The sequence below is a fragment of the Shinella sp. GW835-FHT14H05 genome (assembly GCF_058793575.1).
The window spans coordinates 375,705-392,544 of record NZ_JBXAFY010000002.1; the positions used below are offsets into that span (position 1 = coordinate 375,705).

Consider the following 16,840-nt stretch of genomic DNA (forward strand, 5'->3'; position numbering starts at 1 on the left):
GGGAAGAAACCGATGGCGCTACCACCCCTTCATGCCTTCCGCGTCTTCGAAAGCGTCGCGCGGCTCGGCAATGTGAGTGCTGCGGCGGCGGAGCTGCATGTGACGCCGGGCGCCGTCAGCCAGCAGATCCGCGCGCTCCAGGTGTCACTCGGCGTCGATCTCTTTCAGAAACGCGGCCGGCAACTGGCTTTGACGCCGAGCGGAAGCCAGCTCCAGCGCTCTGTGGCAAGCGCTATGGACGCGATCCACACCGGCGTGCGCCAGCTCTCGGCGCATAAATATGGCGGGGCGGCGCGGCAGTCCCTGACCATTTCCATCCCACAGGTGCACGGCGTCGCATGGCTTGCCACAAGGCTTTTCACCTTCATGGCGGAAAGCCCGAATTTCCAGTTGAACGTCGTCACCTCCAGCCATTTCCACGGTGTCGACTGGCGCAAGACGGATGTCGCGATCGTCTATGGCGTGCCACCGTGGCCGGGCTTCTGGTGGCGCCTGCTGCACGGCATCCACATGACGCCGGTTTGCAGCCCGCAGCTCCTGCGCGGGCCGAACGCCATCCGCCAGCCCTCCGACCTCGCCTATCACCGGCTGCTGCATGAGGATGACGGCTCGCAATGGCGACGGTGGCAGGCCGAAGCCGGCATCGCCTATATGGGCGAGTCGGATGTGTATTTCGACGATTTCGGCATTGTCCTTCAAGCTGCGCGAGACGGCTTTGGCGTCGCACTCAGCGACGAAGTCGTGTCCGCCCGCGATCTTGATGAAGGCCGCCTCGTGCAGCCGTTGCAGCTCAGCGTGCCGGCCGTGCACAACTACTATTGCATCTGCGCCGAGGCGAAACGCGAAACCACCGAAGTCGGCTATTTCATCAACTGGCTGATCGAGGAAGCGGCGACGCCGTGACGCGCCTCGCGGGGCGTGAGGCCGAAGCGGGCACGATAGTGGCGGCTGAACTGGGCCTGGTCGGAAAACCCCCACCGATAGGCGATCGTGGTGATCGTATCGGCGCCGCGGCGCAGGTCCTCGTCCGAGCGCACCAGCCGGCATTCGCGGATATATCCGCTGGCGGTGAAACCCGTGCCTTCGAAAAGCTGTTGCAGGTAGCGCATCGAAATACCGCACGCCTCCGCGACCATGCCCGCCGAAAGACCGGGATTCTTGAGGTTCTTGCGGATGAAGGTTTCCGCGCGGTGTAGATGCGCGCGGCGGACGGCCGATTCCGAACTGTCGAGCGCGCGCTCGCCGGCAAGCAGCGCCAGACAGAGAACCTCGATCAGGTGTTCGCCCGCAAGCGCCCGGGCAGTCTCGTCCATAGCATCCGCATGGGTGACGGCCGAGGACAGGCTCGACAGGAAATAGGAGGCGATGCCCGAGCGGGCATCCATGCTCAGGCCGAGGAATTTTTCGAAGGAGCCGATGCGTGCCCGCACGCTGTCACGCGGGATTTTCGCCACCCACTGCACGTCGGGTGTCTCGTGCCAATATTCGTAAGGCGCATCGCTGCGCTCGATGACGAAACCGCCGGGCCGACACTGCGCCTGGCGCGCGCTCTGGTGGAAGGTCACCTCGGCCGATCCGGGGATGGAGATCAGGAAAGCGCTTTCCCGCTCATCGCGCAGGTGATGGGCTGTCCGGCGATAGAGCACCGCGTCGCAATCGATGCGCGTGGCGCTGACGAGGCCAAGCTGCCACATATCCAGCCGCCCGCGAAAATCCTTCCCCCGGCGTCCCTCGGTGACGAGCGGAAAATAGGCCGCAGAAACCCGCTGCTGCCAATCGGCGAGACCGTCATCGATCGATCGACCCGCGCCCGGTGCCATCTATCCGCCATCCTCCGTTGGGGAGCCAGGATCGAAGGGTAACAAAGGATGCCGGCGCGCGCAAACGTGCACGCCGCAATGGCATCGCGCTTTCCTCCATGAAATCGTGCGCTTTCCCGCATGCGGCCGTCCATCACCCGGCTACCTTTTTGCGAAACGAAACGGGTGAACTGGCCATGCTGACGGAACCATCACGACCAAGGATGACCTTCCCGCGATCGGTCGACGAGGCGCTGAACGATCTTGCCGTTGCTGGCCCTGACGCCATCCCCGTCGCCGGGGCCACGTGGGTGATGCGAAGCCCGCTGCGGCATGAGGCGATGGCGCCGGTCTACGTCGCCCTCTCCGGCATCGAGGGTTTTCAGCGCATCGACGTCACCGACGAAGCGGTATCGATCGGCCCGCTCGCCACCCATGATGCGCTGGCGCAGAAACTCCCGCCGACCCCGGATCTCAAGGTGCTCAAGCGGGCGAGCGCCCGCTCGGCCAATCCCGGTGTCCGGCGCATCGCGACGATCGGCGGCAATATCTGCACCGCCGCCTTTGCCGCCTCCGACTTCGCGCCGGCCCTCTTGAGCCTCGACGCCCAGATCGAGGTGCGGGACAAGGCGGGGCTGGAGTGGCTGCCGGTGCTGGCCTTTCTCGAAAGCCGGAAAAGCCGCGAAAGGCCATGGCTCGTGACCCGCATCATCGTTCCGCGAACCGCACGGTTGAGTGCCCATGAGCGTCTCCCGATGCGCAAGGCTGGCGACTATCCCTGTGCCATCGCCAGCGTCTCCGTAGCAATCGACGATAAGGGCAGGATTTCCGATGCGCGCATCGGCGTCGGCGCGGTGGAGGTCGCCCCTCGCCGCTGGCAAAACCTGGAACAGGCGCTGGAAGGCCAGCCCGTGGACCCCGCGCGCGCGGAAACGGCGGCACGAGACCTCATTGCTGATTTCACCGGCCGCGATGCCGTCGATGCGCCGGGCTGGTATCGCACGAGCATCCTGCCCGTGCTCCTGCGCCGCGCCTTTGAAACCATCCGGGCCGATCACGAAACGAGGGCATCATGACCATCGAACTGACCATCAACGGAGAGGTCCGCACCGTCACGGCCGATCCTCGGACGGCGCTGCTGGATGTGCTGCGCGATAGCTGTCGCCTGACGGGCGCCAAGGCGGTCTGCCGCGAAGGTTTTTGCGGCGCCTGCACCGTCCTGGTCGATGGCGAGGCCGTTCCGTCCTGCCTCAGGCCCGTCGGCATGCTTGACGGACGGAGCATCGTCACCATCGAGGGCCTCGGCCATTTCGAGACACCCAATCCGGTGCAGCAGGCCTTCATCGACCATGACGTGGTGCAATGCGGCATGTGTTTTCCCGGCATGGTGATGACGCTGACGGCGTTTCTAGAAGCCAATCCCGCACCCAGCCGGAGCGAGGTGAAGGCGGCGCTTTCGGGAAATATCTGTCGATGCACCGGCTATGAGCGCATCGTCGATGCCGTCCTGTCGATCCAGGACATGCGAAAGGTATCCGGCCGATGAACGCTGTGACCGATCTCGCCTCCGTGGTGATGGACCTGCCCCGGCGCGACGCGCAGGACAAACTCACCGGCCGCACCCGCTACACGATCGACAATATCGGGCAGGATATGCTGCACGCCGTGCAGGTGCGCTCCGACGTGGCATCCGCCCGCATTCTTGAGATCGACTGCTCGAAGGCGCTGGCGATGAAGGGCGTGCGGGCGATCGTCACCCATGCAGATGCGCCGGGCCTGCATGGCATCGGCGTGGCCGACCATCCGCTGTTTGCAAGCGACCTCATACGCTATCACGGCGAGCCGATCGCGGCGATTGCGGCCGACACGCTGGAAATCGCACAGGCCGCCGCGAGAGCCGTGTTGGTGAAGACCGAACCCCTGCCCGCAGTCTTGACCATGGCCGAAGCCTTGGGGGAACACGCGCCTCTCATCCACCCGGATTGGCAGCGCTACGAACTCCTGAAGGAGGGCGCGCCGCGCGGCGGCAACGTCGCCTGGGAAGCCCATGTCACGCGCGGGGATACGGAAGCGGCCTTCGCCCGCCCGGACGTCACCATCGTCGACGACTGTTTCCGCGTCGGCCGCCAGAGCCATGTGCCTTTCGAGCCGCGCTGCGCCATCGCCAGCTATGAGGATGACCGGTTCCACATCCAGTGCTCGACGCAGGTGCCCTGGACGGTACGCAACGTCACCGCCAAGGTGCTGGGCGTCGCGGCCTCGCGCGTCCGCGTCACGGTGCCCGCCGTCGGCGGCGGGTTCGGCTTGAAATTCGACTGCACCATCGAGCCGGTCGCAGCCCTCCTCGCGCGAAAAACCGGGAAAACAGTCTCGCTCTGCAATTCGCGGGAAGAAGAATTCCTCTCCTGCCTGTGCCGGGAGAATGCCGAGGTCCGCATTCGCTCTGCCGTAACGCCAGATGGAGAAATCGTCGGCCGGGAGGCGACCGTGCTGATGGATTGCGGGGCCTATGGCGGCGAGCAGATTTTCCTCTCCACCATGACCGCCCATACGCTCGGCGGCAACTATCGGCTGGGCGCGGTAAAGCTCAACAGCCGCGCGGTCTATACCAACACGCCGCCGAACGGCGCCTTCCGCGCCTGCAACGGCGTCTACAACACCTTCTTCCTCGAGCGCCACACCGACAATATCTGCGCGGCGATCGGCATGGACCCCATGGATTTCCGCAAGCGAAACGTGCTCGGCGATGGCGATATTGGCGCCACGGGACAGGTCTTCCAGGGAGACGTGCTGCGGCCCATGCTGGAGCGGATGGAGACGATCAGCGCCGATGCGGACAGGCGGGACGCGGCCGATGGCCGGCTCTACGGGCGCGCGACCACGGTCGGCACCTGGTTCGTCTTTGTCGGCCCGTCGGCGGCAACCATCAACCTCAATGCGGACGGCTCCGCGACGCTCGTCACCTCCGGCGTCGAGATCGGCTCTGGCACGATGGTCCAGTCGCTGCCGCAGATCGTGGCGGGAATTCTCAGCATTCACCCAGCCGACGTGATCGTCAAGACCGCCGATACCGACGCTTCCGGCCGCGATCTCGGCGTCGGCGGCGGGCGCACCACGGTCTCCATCGGCTCCGCTAGCAAGATGGCCGCGGAGAAGATCCGCGAGCAGATCCTGGAGATCGCTTCCGAAATGCTGCAAACGCCGCCATCGGGCCTGGCGCTTCGGGGCGGGCGCGTCGAGATCGCCGGTCGTCCCGGCAGCGGCATGACGATCGCCGCAGTCGTCCAGCGCGCCGAGGAACTCTTCGGCCCCATGTCCGGCACGGGCAACTTTACCGCGCCCGGCGTACCATCCCTGCCCGGTTGCGCGGCAGGCCACTTCATCGATGCCATCGATATCCCGATCTTCACCGTGCACGACTGCGAAGTCGCCGTCGATCCGGATACGGGCCATGTCGACGTCTTGAGCTATAGGGTGGTCCAGGATGTCGGCGTCGCCATCAACCCGCGTGCGATCAGGAGCCAGATCCAGGGCGGCGTCACCCAAGGCCTGGGCTATGCGCTGCACGAAAACATCACGATCGACGACCGCGGCTCCATGGAGCAATCCGGCTTTGAGCACTATCTCCTGCCGCTTGCGCAAGACGTGCTGCCGGTCGAGATCGTGCTGCACGAGGGCGCCCCGTCTATCGGTCCGCTCGGCGCGAAGGGTGCGGGCGAAATACCGATCCTGAATGTCGGCGCCACCATAGCCTGCGCCGTTGCGCGGGCGACGGGAAGGCCGGTCGCGGAGCTGCCCTTGACGCCGCCGCGGGTGCTGGAGTTGATGCAAGGCCATGCGAAAGCGCTGGATTTCGAGCACATCAGCCCGGTTTGGCATACCAATCTGGCGCGGCGGTGAGAGAGCCGGCATGGTGTTCGCCGGCTCGGCGCCTCATGCGTGTTTGCGCTCTTTGATTTGAGCCTTGTCGGCCGAAGGCTCTTCCGTGTCTTCCAGGTCGCCCTTGGACACGGGGTCGAGCCGATGCTTGATCGCCAGCGCATAGACGACCTGGAGGATATTGGCGTCTTTCAGGTCCGGGTCCGAAAGGGCGAGAAGCGAGGCCTTCACGATCTTCTTGCTGCTCGCATTGGGACAGTGGCTCGCCACATGCTTGAACAGTTCGTCACCCGACAAACCCGTCTCCGCTCCCTCGATCAGGGCTTCGTAAATCCTGTTTATTTTGCCACTCACTAATTCATACTCCGTTAAATATTACAATTGTTACAACTGAATCCAGCAATTCCCTGTCATAATCAAGGAAGCAGCGGCCCGGCCTTCAGGAACAAATATCGATCCTGCGCGTTCGACCGCGTCTGGGTCGCGGCCTCACCCCTGCCCCTCGCGTCACACGCATTTGATTTGATCGGCCGATACTATGCCGATTGACTGATTTGATTGCCTCTCCGTCAGTCCCTTTCCATCGTCGACTGACGCCATACCTCTTTGAAATATGAGCCCCGCCCCGCGGCTCCCTGCTGGAAGGATGCATGGACATGGTGACCTTCACCCTCAATGGAAAACAACGCTCGTTCACCGGAGACCCCGACACGCCGCTGCTGTGGGTGATCCGCGATTTCGAGAAATTGACCGGCACGAAATATGGCTGCGGCGTCGCGCAGTGCGGCGCCTGTACGGTGCACCTGGACGGCATGACGCGCCGCTCCTGCATCACCCCGATCGCGACGATCGAAGGCTCTGACGTCGTGACGATCGAGGGCATCTCCGGCAAGGAGGCCGAGGCCATCCAGACCGCCTGGGCCGGGCTCGACGTGCCGCAATGCGGCTACTGTCAATCCGGGCAGATCATGTCGGCGGTCGCCCTCCTACAGATGGTGCCGAAACCGAGCGACGACGAGATCGACGGCGCCATGACCGGAAATATCTGTCGATGTGCCACCTATCATCGCATTCGAGCGGCGATCCACAACGCAGCCGATGCGATGGAGGGTTGAGCCATGACCATCCATGAAATCCCGTCCACCCGCCGCGGTTTCCTCGCCGGCGTAGGCCTCGTCATCGGCGTGGCAATTGCACCGAAGGTCCTGCGGGCCTCACCGACCGGCACGCCCGCCGGCGGAAGCCCGGAGCTTCTCCCCCTCAACGCCTTCGTGAAGATCGGCACGGACGATACCGTGACCATCCTGTCGAAGCACATCGAGTTCGGACAAGGGCCGTTCACGGGGCTCGCCACGCTGGTGGCCGAGGAACTCGATGCCGACTGGAGCCAGATGCGCGCGGTCCATTCCCCGACCGACAACAAGATCTATGCAAACCTCGCCTTCGGGCTGCAAGGCACCGGCGGATCGAGCTCCATCGCCAATGCCTATGAGCAGATGCGCAAGGCCGGCGCCACGGCGCGGGCAATGCTGGTTGCCGCGGCCGCGCAGGAATGGAACGTGCCGGCGGCCGAGATTACGGTCGAGAAGGGCCGCATGCGGCACGCCGCGTCCGGCAAGGAAAGCGGCTTTGGCGCCTTCGCGGAAAAGGCCAAGGGACAGGTGGTGCCGCAGGATCCGGCACTGAAAGACCCCAAGGACTTCGTGCTGATCGGCACCGATCTGCCGAAGCTCGACACACGCGAGAAGATCAATGGCACGGCGATCTTCACGCTGGATATCACGCCGGACAATCTGCTGATCGCCGTGGTCGCCCACCCCAAGCATTTCGGCGCGACGGTGAAATCCTTCGACGACAGCGAAGCACGCAAGGTCAAGGGCGTGGTCGATGTCAAGCAGATCCCGCAGGGGATCGCCGTCTACGCCGACAACACCTTCACCGCGCTGAAGGGCCGTGACGCGCTCAAGATCGAATGGGATCTCAGCAAGGCGGAAACCCGCTCCTCCAGCGAACTCGCCGCCGAATATGCCCGCCAGTTTGCCAAGCCCGGCATCGAGGCGACGAATACCGGCAATGTCACGACGGCCTTCCAGCAGGAAGGGCTCCAGACCATCGAGGCGGACATCGTCTTTCCCTTCCTCGCCCATGCCCCGATGGAGCCGCTCGATGCGGTGTTCATCAAGGCAGCGGACGGTTCGGTCGATATCTACAACGGCGCGCAGTTTCCCGGCTTCGACCAGCAGGTGGCGGCCGAGATCCTCAAGCTCGACGAGACGAAGGTCCGCGTGAACACCCAGCTCGCCGGCGGAAGTTTCGGCCGCAAGGCGCAGTTCGGCTCGCCCTATATGCAGGAGGCGGCGATGGTCTATGCCGCAATCGGCGGCGACCGGCCGCTCAAGCATATGTGGACCCGCGAAGACGACATCCAGGGCGGCTTCTACCGCCCGATGTATGCCCACAGGATGCGCGGCGCGATCGACACGGAAGGGCGGATCACCGCCTGGGAGCAGATCATCGTCGGCCAGTCGATCATGGCCAAGGCCGACCTCGATTCGACGTCGGTAGAGGGCGCGTCCAACCTCCCCTACCAGATCCCCAATCTCAAAGTCACGTCGCACAACATCACGCTGCCGATACCGCCGCTCTGGTGGCGCTCGGTCGGCCATACCCATACCGGCTTTGCGGTGGAAACCTTCGTCGACGAGTTGCTGACCCGCGTGGGCCGCGATCCGGTGGAAGGGCGGCTGGCGCTGCTCGACAAGGCGTCGCGCCATGCCGGCGTGCTGCGCAAGGCGGCGGAGATGGCGGATTGGGGGGCGACACCGCCGGAGGGACGGGCGCGCGGTGTCGCGGTCGTCGAAAGCTTCGGTTCGTTCGTGGCCCAGGTGGCGGAAGTCTCGGTCGGCTCCGACGGCGCGCCGCGCGTGCACAAGGTCTGGTGTGCGGTCGATTGCGGCGTCGCGGTCAACCCCAACATCATCAAGGCGCAGATGGAAGGCGGCATTGGCTACGGGTTGGGCGCCGTGCTCTTCGATGCGGTCATGCTCGGCAAGGGCGGAAAGATCATGCAGTCGAACTTCCACGACTACAGATCGATCCGCATCAACGAGATGCCCGATGTCGCGGTGGAGATCATCAAGTCGGCGGAAAGCCCGACCGGTGTCGGCGAACCCGGCGTGCCGCCCATAGGACCGGCAGTCGCCAATGCGTGGCGAAAGCTGACGAACGCCCCCGTTCGCCAGCTTCCCATCGTCAGCCTTATTTCCTCGTGAGGGATACCGTCAGATGAAAATCAAGCTCCTGTTTTCGGGCGTTCTTGCGCACTGTCTCATCGTGGGCGCGGGCCTGGCGCTCGCCCCCGCCTCCGTTGCCCAGAATCCCAACGCCTTGCAGCCGGCGGAAACGTTCCAGTCAATTTCCGACGAACGCGCCCGCTCGATCGCGCTCTTCGAAGAGGCCGGCAAGGTCATCCAGCATCCCAGATGCGTCAACTGTCATCCGGCGACGGACCGTCCCTTGCAGGATATGACGATGCATCCGCACCAGCCGCCGGTCTTCCGCGGCGATGGCGGCATGGGTCTCGTGGGCATGCAGTGCAACACCTGCCACAGCGCGGAGAACACGCCGGTCGTCGGCCAGGCGGATACGCTGAAGAGCATCCCCGGCAACCCCGCCTGGCATCTCGCACCGATCGAGATGGCCTGGGAGGGCAAGACGCTCCGCCAGATCTGCGAGCAGTTGAAGGACCCCAAGCGCAACGGCGACAAGACCATGGCCGAGATGGTTGAACACATGGCCCATGACGACCTCGTCGGCTGGGGATGGGATCCGGGCGAAGGCCGCGAACCCGTGCCGGGCACGCAGGAAGAGTTCGGCAAGATCATCCAGGCCTGGGTGGACACCGGCGCAGTCTGTCCGGCGTCCTGACGGAACATCAACAATGCGCATCGCATGGATCCGAGGTTCCGTGCGATGCTCACCTGAGAGTAGAGCAATTCACGACCGCTCACGTTAATGTCACCGGGACGACGGAGCCACGAGAGCGCCGGCGAGAATAGAGACACCGTACCGGACGTCTTGATCTTGCTGCCTCGCCCTGCTTAGTCTGTGCATCGCAGGTCGAACAATCCACCTTTGCTTGGGGTCGTTATGTCCGTTGTTCAGTTCTCCACGCGCGATACGGCCGAAAACCTGCGCCGGGAGCTTGTCGAGGCGGTTTATAACGGGCATGTGCGCACCGGCCTCGATTTTCATGGCGAGGGGCCGGTCGAGATCGACGTAGCGTTGCGCGGCGTCGGTGATGTGCATATCGCCTTTGCCAACACGACGCCCGTAACGCTCGTCACCCCTTCCGACGAGGAGGACCTGCTCTATCTGAGCGTCGCCGGCGGCAATGGCGTGCATGATGCGCGGGGCGAGGACCTCTTCATCCGGCCGGGCGACGTCAATGTGATGCGGCGCGACCGCACGACGGTGACCACCGTCGCCGAGCGCAGTTCCTGCCTCAGCATCGCCATTCCGCGTCGCCTCGTCGTCGATCGCATTTCCTCCAGCGACAATCTCCTCAAGACGCGTTCGCTGCGCGATCCCGCGGCCCATCTTCTCAACAGCTACGCCGTTTCGCTGCTGCACAACCATGTCGATATTCCGGAGGCGGACCAGGCGGTTTTCGCCGCGCACCTTGTCGACCTTGCGGTGCTGATGCTGGGCGCAAAGCGCGACAGCGGGCAGCAGGCCCGCAAGAACGGCGTGCGCGCCGCCCGCCTGCAGGCGGTCAAGGCCGATATCACCGCCCATCTGTGCGATCCGCGCCTCTCCCTCGAATGGCTCTCCCGGCGTCACGGCATCAGCGTGCCCTATGTCCGGGCGCTTTTCTACGAGGAAGGCACCAGCTTCACCGACCATGTGACGGCCGAGCGGCTCGACCATGTGCATGGGCTGCTGGGCGATCCCGGCTTCCGGCACCACACCATCGCCGCCATCGCGCTGATGGTCGGTTTTGGCGATATTTCCTGGTTCAACCAGGTTTTTCGCCGGCGTTTTCAGGCGACGCCGTCGGACATCCGCCAGAGCCTCGTCTCGAACTGAGACAGGCGCGAGTATCCCAAAACCCTGAGACCCTCCCCAAGCCAGCGTGACGTAAGGGCATGTAAGTTCGCGCCCATCGCTCCTGGCGAGAAAAACGAGGGACATCATGGCACGCGATCCAAACGGCAACATCAACGGTACTGGCGGCAACGACATCCTGTGGGGCACCGCGCTGGTGCTCAGCGACGGCACCTATGACAATTACAGCGACAGCGCGCTGCGCGGTCTTGGCGGCGACGACCTGATCTTCGGCGACATCTACAACAACGGCGACGACCATACCGAGGGCGACACCGCCTATGGCGGCGACGGCAACGACGTCATTTACGGCGATTGCGGCGAGGACGAGCCGAACTGGCAGACCAGTGATAACGGCGCCGCCGACGTGCTCTACGGTGACGCCGGCGACGACCGCATCTACGGCCAGGCCGGCGGTGACCGGCTGGAAGGCGGCACGGGCAACGACCTGCTGGTCGGCGGCAGCGGCACGGATGCCCTGCGCGGCGGGAACGGCAACGACGTGCTCTGGGCGGGCCTCCAGAACGACATGACCTTCGAAACCGTCCGCAACACGCTGTTCGGCGATGCCGGCAACGACCGGCTCTATGGCAGCGCCGGCAGTGACGAGATCGAAGGCGGCGACGACAACGACCAGCTCAACGGTGCCGGTGGCAACGACGATCTCGCCGGCGGCAACGGCGCGGATATCATCTATGGCGGCGACGGTGACGACTATATCGAGGGCGGCGGCTACTATGCCACGGCGAGCGGAGACGGAGCGGACCTGCTCTATGGCGGCAATGGCAACGATCAATTGTTCGGCTTCTCCGGCAACGACCGGCTGTACGGCGGCGCCGGCAATGACGTGCTGAACGGAGGCACGGGCAACGATGTCTATGACGGCGGAGCGGGCGCCGACATCTACCGCTGCGCCAGCGGCGGCAACGACACCTATATATTCGGCGCGGGCGACACGTTCGAATGGGACTATTACGACGACGGCATCGATCTCGTCATGTCCTCCATCTCCCACACGCTCGGGCGCTACCACGAGAAGCTGACGCTGCTCGGCACGGCCGCCACCGGCGTCGGCAATGCCTCGGCCAATACGATCCTCGGGAACGCCGCCGCCAACACGCTGCGCGGCCTTGGCGGCAATGATCTCCTCAACGGTCTCGGCGGCAACGACGTCCTCTATGGCGGCGCCGGCAAGGACATCCTGACCGGCGGCGGCGGAAACGACACCTTCATTTTCATGAACAGGCCGACGGCGGCCAACCGCGACACGATCACCGACTTCAACCGCGCGGCCGACACGATCGGTCTGGAAAAGGACTTTTTTGCCGGCCTCGGCCCGCTCGGCAAGCTGGGCTCGGCGCTGTTTAAGACGATCGGCGTCGGCAATGCCAAGGTCGATGCCAATGACCGGGTGATCTATGACAACAAGACCGGCGCCCTCTACTATGACGCCGACGGCTCCGGCGATACCGCCCGCCAGCTGATCGCCACCCTGGCCGATGGCCTGCGCCTGACCTCGGCGGATATCCTGGTGCTTTAGCATGTCGGATGGCATGGCGGCCGATCGAGCCGCCATGCTGCCGGCAAAGCCGGACGCTACCGCTTGACCGTCAGCCGCACGCTGCCGCGGTTGTTGTCGTAGGTTTGCCAGGCGTCGTTGGCGAAAGCGTAGAGGTAGCCGCTCTTCTTCGGCGTGAAATCCTTGCCAGTGCCGATTTCGAACTCTTCGTGCGGCGCGAAGCTCAGCCTGTCCTCCGGCTTCTTTTCCGGCAGCACGCCATTGGCGACCATGCCGATCAGCGAGAACCAGGGGGCGTCTTCCGCGCGCTTGGTGTACCAGAAATCCACCTGGTGATTGCCGGTCAGCTTGGTGAAGAGCTGCTCGCCCTTGCCGAAGATCGACGAGGCGATCTGGACGGCCTCGCCGAGATGGAACTTGCCGTCATTGGTGCCGGAGGGCGGGCAGGTGATTTCGCCGTCCATCCACTCCCCCTTGGCGGAAAACCGGTAGGTAACGCCGGCCTCCAGAAAGAGCCCGGTAAAGTTCCACCTTTCGCGCGCGAAAACGTCGACCGTCACCTCCTGCCCCTTGTCGAGGCGCTTGGTCTTCCAGTAGTCGCCCTGCATGAGCGGCGGGTTGTCGTGGCGATCGCGCGCGGAGCGGTGCAGCTCCGTGCTGCTTGCGGAGAAAAGCGGCACGCTGCGCGGCCGGGTCCGCAAGGTCTTGAACACGCCGGTCACCGAATCGTGCAGCAGGCCGAGGGGATCGGCGACGAGCTGCTGCTGGATGTTTTCGCGGAAATTCAGCCCAAGCGCCCGCACCTCCTCGATCATCCAGTCGAGCGCACCATCGGAGAGCCCGCTGCGGCCGTAACCGCCGCCGACATCGCCATGCACGCCCGGAAACCAGATCTGCTGGACCGTGGGGCGACCCTCGACATTCGTCCAGAGCGTCGGCGTAAAGCTCTGGCGGCGCTCGTCGATGGCGATCGCGTGGCGGGCGTTCTTGACGACCGGGCTCAGCTCCGTGTCGTGAAAGCTGTGTTTGGCGGGGTCGTCCAGCAGGTTCAGCAGCGCCAGGTCGTCCGGCACGCCGAGCGCGCCGACCGTATCCCACACGCCGATGCAGTGGATCGGCATCGAATGTTTGCATTTCTGGCCACTCGCGACGCCATGAAACGGCAGGCGCTTCGTCGCGGTCACCGGCTTTGCTGTCTTTTCCGGCGTGCGGTAATTCTCGAAAAGCGTCTCGATGGCGGCCCAGATCGCCTTTTCCTCCAGTCCCGCGGCCTTCAACAGGCCGCAGCGGGAGATCATGCCGCCGAGGCTGCGCACGGTATAGGCGCCGCGGCTGAAGCCGAAGAGCCAGATCTGCGCCCCCTCCTCGTAGTTGCGCGCCAGCCAGTTGTAGGCGCTCATGATGTTGCGATCGAGCCCCTCGCCCATGCCGCCGCCGGCAAGGCGATCCCACACACCGCCGTCGGTGCCGACGCCGGGGTGGTAATAGGCCCGCTGTTCCCGGCCGGCCCCATCCAGAGGTGCCAGCGCGTGGTGCAGTTTCACGACATTGGTCGGCGCCGGCAGCCCGTCTTCCAGTTGATCGGGCGTGTTCCAGGTTCCGTCGCAGAATACGATGAGATGCATCTTCCCTTCCTCCGAGACGTTGCTGCCGGAAAGTATGCCGCCAAATCGGCGGAAGGAAAGCAGCTTTTACAATTTAAAGGCGATCCCTTTTAGATCTTGATGTCGTAGGTCACCCACGCCGTCTTGCTCGCCACCCGGTCGTAGACCCCGCGGCCGCGATAATTGTTCTCGGCGGTGATCCAGCGCACGACGGACCATCCTTCGCCTGCGGCAATCGAGCGGACGTTTTCGATCAGCGCGTCGGCGGCACCCGTCCCGCGGGCGTCGGGCGAGACGAAAAGGTCATCGAGGAAACAGCCGGTGGTGGCGGAGAGCGGCCGCGGGAACGGCCGGAAATGCGCGAGGCCGATCAAGGTGCCATCCGCGCGCGCGGCGACGAGACCGCGTGGGTCCGCGTTCGCATCGTGCAGCCACGACCAGACCGTGTCGCGCATCTGCGCTGTCTGGGTGACATTGTAGAAGGTCGCATAGCCCTGATAGAGCGCGTCCCATTGCGCACGATCGTCCAGATGAAGCGCGCGAACCGTGATGTCGGACATTGAAGAACCTTTCCGGGGAGTTTGGCCGTTTCGGAAAGGTTAGCAGCGAAAGCCTCGCGCGTGCCACCGGGAAAGATTCCCATGAGGATTGAAATTGTCCTGCATTTGACCGACAAGAATGCATGACAAAGTGGCGACCCGATGCCGGCCAATTGCGGCGGCCCGTTTACATTTCCCTTGCGGACCAGTTCACGGCGGCCATCAAGAGCGGCCGGCTTGTGCGTGAGGAGAAGTTGCCCGGGCACCGCGACCTCGCCTATGACCTGAAGGTCTCGATCCAGACGGTCAGCAAGGCCTATGACGTCCTGGCGCGGCGCGGGCTGGTCTCGGGCGAGGTCGGCCGCGGCACCTATGTGACGTCGACCGGCCCTTCCCTGCAATCTCCCTACATTGCCGAGCGCTTGGCCAATGTCATCGATCTTTCCATCGTCACGCCTGTCTGCACCTCCTTTCATCTGGATCGGATGAAGGACGCGCTGCACCGGTTGGCGGACACCCTGCCGCCGACCGCTGTGCTGTCCTTTCGGCCGAACACGATTTTCCCGCGACACAACGAGGCGGCGGTCGCCTGGCTTTCCACGCTCGGCGTGAGCACGTCACCGCAAAACCTGCTTGTCACGAACGGCGCCTCCTCCGCCTTCACCATCGCGCTGATGTCCGCCGCCGGCCCCGAAACGGTGCTGGCCGCGGAGGAAATCTGCTACCATGTGATCCGCCCCCTGTCAGATTATCTGGGCATGCGCGTGCGCGCGATTGCCGCCGATGGGGACGGCATGCTGCCCGAGGCGCTCGAAGAGGCCTGCCTGCGGGACAAGGTGCGCGTCCTGGTTCTCCAGCCGAACCTCGCCAATCCGACCGCCACGCTGATGCCGGAAGCGCGGCGCCTGGCACTTGCCGAGATGGCGCGGAAACACGACCTGACCATCGTCGAGAACGATGTGTTCGGCCCGCTGATAACCAACCGCCCGAGGCCGATCGCGGCACTCGCCCCCGAACGCACCATCTACTTTACCGGCTTCACGAAGGTCGCCATGCCGGGCTTGAGGATCGGCTATATCGCGGCGCCGGATCACTTTGCGGCCACCATCGCCAACCGGCAACTGATGGCCAATTGGATGGCGACACCGATGATCGCCGAACTGGCCACGCTCTGGCTTGGCGACGGCACGATCGGCAAACTCGTCGATTGGCAGCGCGAGACCCTGCGGGCGCGCCACCGTATCGTCACGGACGCCTTGCAGGGTGCGCACTATCGCGCGCATCCGGAAGCGCTGCATTTCTGGCTGACGCTGCCGCCGGATCACGACGAACTGGCCTTCGTCTCACAGGCCCGGGTTCGCGGCGTTGCGGTCGCCCCCAGCACGCCCTTCTCCCTTTCGGGATTGCCGGTGGGGGCCGCCCGGGTGTCGGTGGGCGCTACGGAGGCGGACGAGCTTCGCGCCGGGCTCGATATCCTCGCCTCGCTGCTGCGCGCCGTACCCGATCGGAGCGTGCTGACGATCTAGAAATTGACACGTGTCTTTTTCATCAATTGACGCGCATCTCTTTCCATTGCTCAATGCTCGCAGAACCCACCGGAGCTGGCATGATCGAAGAGAGGCAGCATCAGTCGACTTTGGATGACCGCCCGGCAGGAAAGCGGATCGGTCTCATCGCGCTTGCCACGGACCACACGGTGGAGGCGGATTTCCGGCGGCTCGTCGCGCGCGACGACATTGCCGTCCATGTGACGCGCGTCAGCTACGCCAACCCGACGACGCCGGAAAACCTGCTGGCCATGCAGCCGCACCTCACGGCCGCTGCCTCGCTCATCCTGCCGGATGAGACGCTGGATGCGATCGTCTACGGCTGCACGTCCGCCTCGGTCATCATCGGCGAGCAGGAGATCGCGAAAGCCATCGGCGCCGGCAAACCGGGCGTACCCGTCGTCACGCCGGCCGGCGCCGGCGTTGCCGCACTGCGGGCGTTGCGGGCAGACCGTATTGCCATCCTCACGCCCTATGTGCGCAGAACGGCCGAGCCCATGCACGCCTTCTTCACGGAGCAGGGATTTCAGGTCGATCGCCTCGCCTGCTTCGGCATTGAAGACGACCGCGACATGGCGCGCCTGCCGCATGCCGAAATCGTCCGGCTCGCCATCGAGACGGTGAAGCCGGAGACGCAGGCGCTTTTCATCGCCTGCACGGCCCTGCGCGCCGCCGAATGCGTGCCGCAGATCGAGAGACGGACCGGCCTTCCGGTCGTCACCAGCAATCTCGCCGCCGCCTGGGCAAGCCTCCGACTGTGCGGCGTCGCCGCCGATCCGCATTCCACCGCACGCCTGCTGGCGCTTGCCGGCACACCAGACATGCCCCTTCCCGCCTAAGAAACAGG

Annotated in this window: 15 protein-coding genes; 11 read left to right on the plus strand and 4 right to left on the minus strand. The window is 64.6% G+C overall.

Features of this window, described 5'->3' with window-relative positions; genetic code table 11:
- Positions 1-12 precede the first annotated feature (12 nt).
- Entirely contained in the window at positions 13-903 is an 891-nt protein-coding gene (locus AC1Q6Z_RS09200) for a LysR substrate-binding domain-containing protein (RefSeq protein ID WP_492647551.1), read from the plus strand.
- Here AC1Q6Z_RS09200 and AC1Q6Z_RS09205 read toward each other — a convergent pair.
- Positions 861-1,820, minus strand: a complete 960-nt coding sequence (locus AC1Q6Z_RS09205) for an AraC-like ligand-binding domain-containing protein (RefSeq protein WP_492647552.1) — start codon at positions 1,818-1,820, stop codon at positions 861-863. The two genes, AC1Q6Z_RS09200 and AC1Q6Z_RS09205, sit on opposite strands and share 43 nt — an antisense overlap.
- A 203-nt stretch (positions 1,821-2,023) precedes the next feature.
- Between AC1Q6Z_RS09205 and AC1Q6Z_RS09210 the strand changes: the two genes are divergently transcribed.
- Genes AC1Q6Z_RS09210 through AC1Q6Z_RS09220 form a run of 3 tightly spaced genes read left to right on the plus strand, consistent with a single transcriptional unit; the run spans position 2,024 to position 5,699 of the window.
- On the plus strand, positions 2,024-2,875 hold the full coding sequence (locus AC1Q6Z_RS09210; protein ID WP_492647553.1) for an FAD binding domain-containing protein: 852 nt from the start codon (positions 2,024-2,026) through the stop codon (positions 2,873-2,875).
- On the plus strand, positions 2,872-3,345 hold the full coding sequence (locus AC1Q6Z_RS09215) for a (2Fe-2S)-binding protein (protein WP_492647554.1): 474 nt from the start codon (positions 2,872-2,874) through the stop codon (positions 3,343-3,345). The genes AC1Q6Z_RS09210 and AC1Q6Z_RS09215 overlap by 4 nt, the downstream gene beginning before the upstream one ends.
- On the plus strand, positions 3,342-5,699 hold the full coding sequence (locus tag AC1Q6Z_RS09220; protein WP_492647555.1) for a xanthine dehydrogenase family protein molybdopterin-binding subunit: 2,358 nt from the start codon (positions 3,342-3,344) through the stop codon (positions 5,697-5,699). Before AC1Q6Z_RS09215 ends, AC1Q6Z_RS09220 begins: the two co-directional genes overlap by 4 nt.
- 33 nt (positions 5,700-5,732) lie before the next feature.
- Here the strand turns inward: AC1Q6Z_RS09220 and AC1Q6Z_RS09225 are convergent, their stop codons facing one another.
- On the minus strand, positions 5,733-6,032 hold the full coding sequence (locus AC1Q6Z_RS09225) for a hypothetical protein (protein WP_492647556.1): 300 nt from the start codon (positions 6,030-6,032) through the stop codon (positions 5,733-5,735).
- 302 nt (positions 6,033-6,334) lie between these two features.
- On the opposite strand from AC1Q6Z_RS09225, the gene AC1Q6Z_RS09230 reads away from it, so the two are divergent.
- From AC1Q6Z_RS09230 to AC1Q6Z_RS09250, 5 genes are all read left to right on the plus strand, one after another.
- Positions 6,335-6,793 carry a (2Fe-2S)-binding protein gene (locus tag AC1Q6Z_RS09230; protein ID WP_256114845.1) on the plus strand — a complete coding sequence of 153 codons (459 nt, stop codon included), beginning with the start codon at positions 6,335-6,337 and terminating at the stop codon, positions 6,791-6,793.
- A 3-nt stretch (positions 6,794-6,796) separates the two neighbouring features.
- Positions 6,797-8,950 carry a xanthine dehydrogenase family protein molybdopterin-binding subunit gene (locus tag AC1Q6Z_RS09235; RefSeq protein WP_492647557.1) on the plus strand — a complete coding sequence of 718 codons (2,154 nt, stop codon included), beginning with the start codon at positions 6,797-6,799 and terminating at the stop codon, positions 8,948-8,950.
- A 13-nt stretch (positions 8,951-8,963) separates the two neighbouring features.
- Entirely contained in the window at positions 8,964-9,605 is a 642-nt protein-coding gene (locus AC1Q6Z_RS09240; protein ID WP_256114847.1) for an Isoquinoline 1-oxidoreductase subunit, read from the plus strand.
- 222 nt (positions 9,606-9,827) lie between these two features.
- A complete protein-coding gene (locus tag AC1Q6Z_RS09245; RefSeq protein ID WP_492647558.1) occupies positions 9,828-10,766 on the plus strand; it encodes an AraC family transcriptional regulator in 939 nt (312 codons plus the stop codon).
- 106 nt (positions 10,767-10,872) lie between these two features.
- Positions 10,873-12,324, plus strand: coding sequence for a calcium-binding protein (locus AC1Q6Z_RS09250; protein WP_492647559.1), 1,452 nt, complete (start codon positions 10,873-10,875; stop codon positions 12,322-12,324).
- A 56-nt stretch (positions 12,325-12,380) separates the two neighbouring features.
- Here the strand turns inward: AC1Q6Z_RS09250 and AC1Q6Z_RS09255 are convergent, their stop codons facing one another.
- Positions 12,381-13,928, minus strand: coding sequence for a T6SS phospholipase effector Tle1-like catalytic domain-containing protein (locus tag AC1Q6Z_RS09255; RefSeq protein WP_492647560.1), 1,548 nt, complete (start codon positions 13,926-13,928; stop codon positions 12,381-12,383).
- An 89-nt stretch (positions 13,929-14,017) separates the two neighbouring features.
- Complete coding sequence (locus AC1Q6Z_RS09260; RefSeq protein ID WP_435264693.1) at positions 14,018-14,467, minus strand: GNAT family N-acetyltransferase; 450 nt, start codon at positions 14,465-14,467, stop codon at positions 14,018-14,020.
- Between the two features lie 122 nt (positions 14,468-14,589).
- Between AC1Q6Z_RS09260 and ehuR the strand changes: the two genes are divergently transcribed.
- The gene (ehuR, locus tag AC1Q6Z_RS09265) at positions 14,590-15,972 is read left to right on the plus strand and encodes a MocR-like ectoine utilization transcription factor EhuR (RefSeq protein ID WP_492647561.1); all 1,383 of its coding nucleotides are present in this window, start codon (positions 14,590-14,592) and stop codon (positions 15,970-15,972) included.
- Between the two features lie 80 nt (positions 15,973-16,052).
- Positions 16,053-16,832: an ectoine utilization protein EutA gene (eutA, locus tag AC1Q6Z_RS09270; RefSeq protein WP_492647562.1), complete on the plus strand. Its 780-nt coding sequence runs from the start codon at positions 16,053-16,055 to the stop codon at positions 16,830-16,832.
- The last annotated feature ends 8 nt before the right edge of the window (positions 16,833-16,840 follow it).

Coding starts and splice junctions, on each gene's coding strand:
- AC1Q6Z_RS09255 (WP_492647560.1), bottom strand. CDS start 13,928: ATGCATCTCATCGTATTCTGCGACGGAACCTGGAACACGCCCGATCAA.
- AC1Q6Z_RS09260 (WP_435264693.1), bottom strand. CDS start 14,467: ATGTCCGACATCACGGTTCGCGCGCTTCATCTGGACGATCGTGCGCAA.
- AC1Q6Z_RS09210 (WP_492647553.1), top strand. CDS start 2,024: ATGACCTTCCCGCGATCGGTCGACGAGGCGCTGAACGATCTTGCCGTT.
- AC1Q6Z_RS09235 (WP_492647557.1), top strand. CDS start 6,797: ATGACCATCCATGAAATCCCGTCCACCCGCCGCGGTTTCCTCGCCGGC.
- AC1Q6Z_RS09220 (WP_492647555.1), top strand. CDS start 3,342: ATGAACGCTGTGACCGATCTCGCCTCCGTGGTGATGGACCTGCCCCGG.
- ehuR (WP_492647561.1), top strand. CDS start 14,590: ATGACAAAGTGGCGACCCGATGCCGGCCAATTGCGGCGGCCCGTTTAC.
- AC1Q6Z_RS09250 (WP_492647559.1), top strand. CDS start 10,873: ATGGCACGCGATCCAAACGGCAACATCAACGGTACTGGCGGCAACGAC.
- eutA (WP_492647562.1), top strand. CDS start 16,053: ATGATCGAAGAGAGGCAGCATCAGTCGACTTTGGATGACCGCCCGGCA.
- AC1Q6Z_RS09200 (WP_492647551.1), top strand. CDS start 13: ATGGCGCTACCACCCCTTCATGCCTTCCGCGTCTTCGAAAGCGTCGCG.
- AC1Q6Z_RS09215 (WP_492647554.1), top strand. CDS start 2,872: ATGACCATCGAACTGACCATCAACGGAGAGGTCCGCACCGTCACGGCC.
- AC1Q6Z_RS09245 (WP_492647558.1), top strand. CDS start 9,828: ATGTCCGTTGTTCAGTTCTCCACGCGCGATACGGCCGAAAACCTGCGC.
- AC1Q6Z_RS09205 (WP_492647552.1), bottom strand. CDS start 1,820: ATGGCACCGGGCGCGGGTCGATCGATCGATGACGGTCTCGCCGATTGG.
- AC1Q6Z_RS09240 (WP_256114847.1), top strand. CDS start 8,964: ATGAAAATCAAGCTCCTGTTTTCGGGCGTTCTTGCGCACTGTCTCATC.
- AC1Q6Z_RS09230 (WP_256114845.1), top strand. CDS start 6,335: ATGGTGACCTTCACCCTCAATGGAAAACAACGCTCGTTCACCGGAGAC.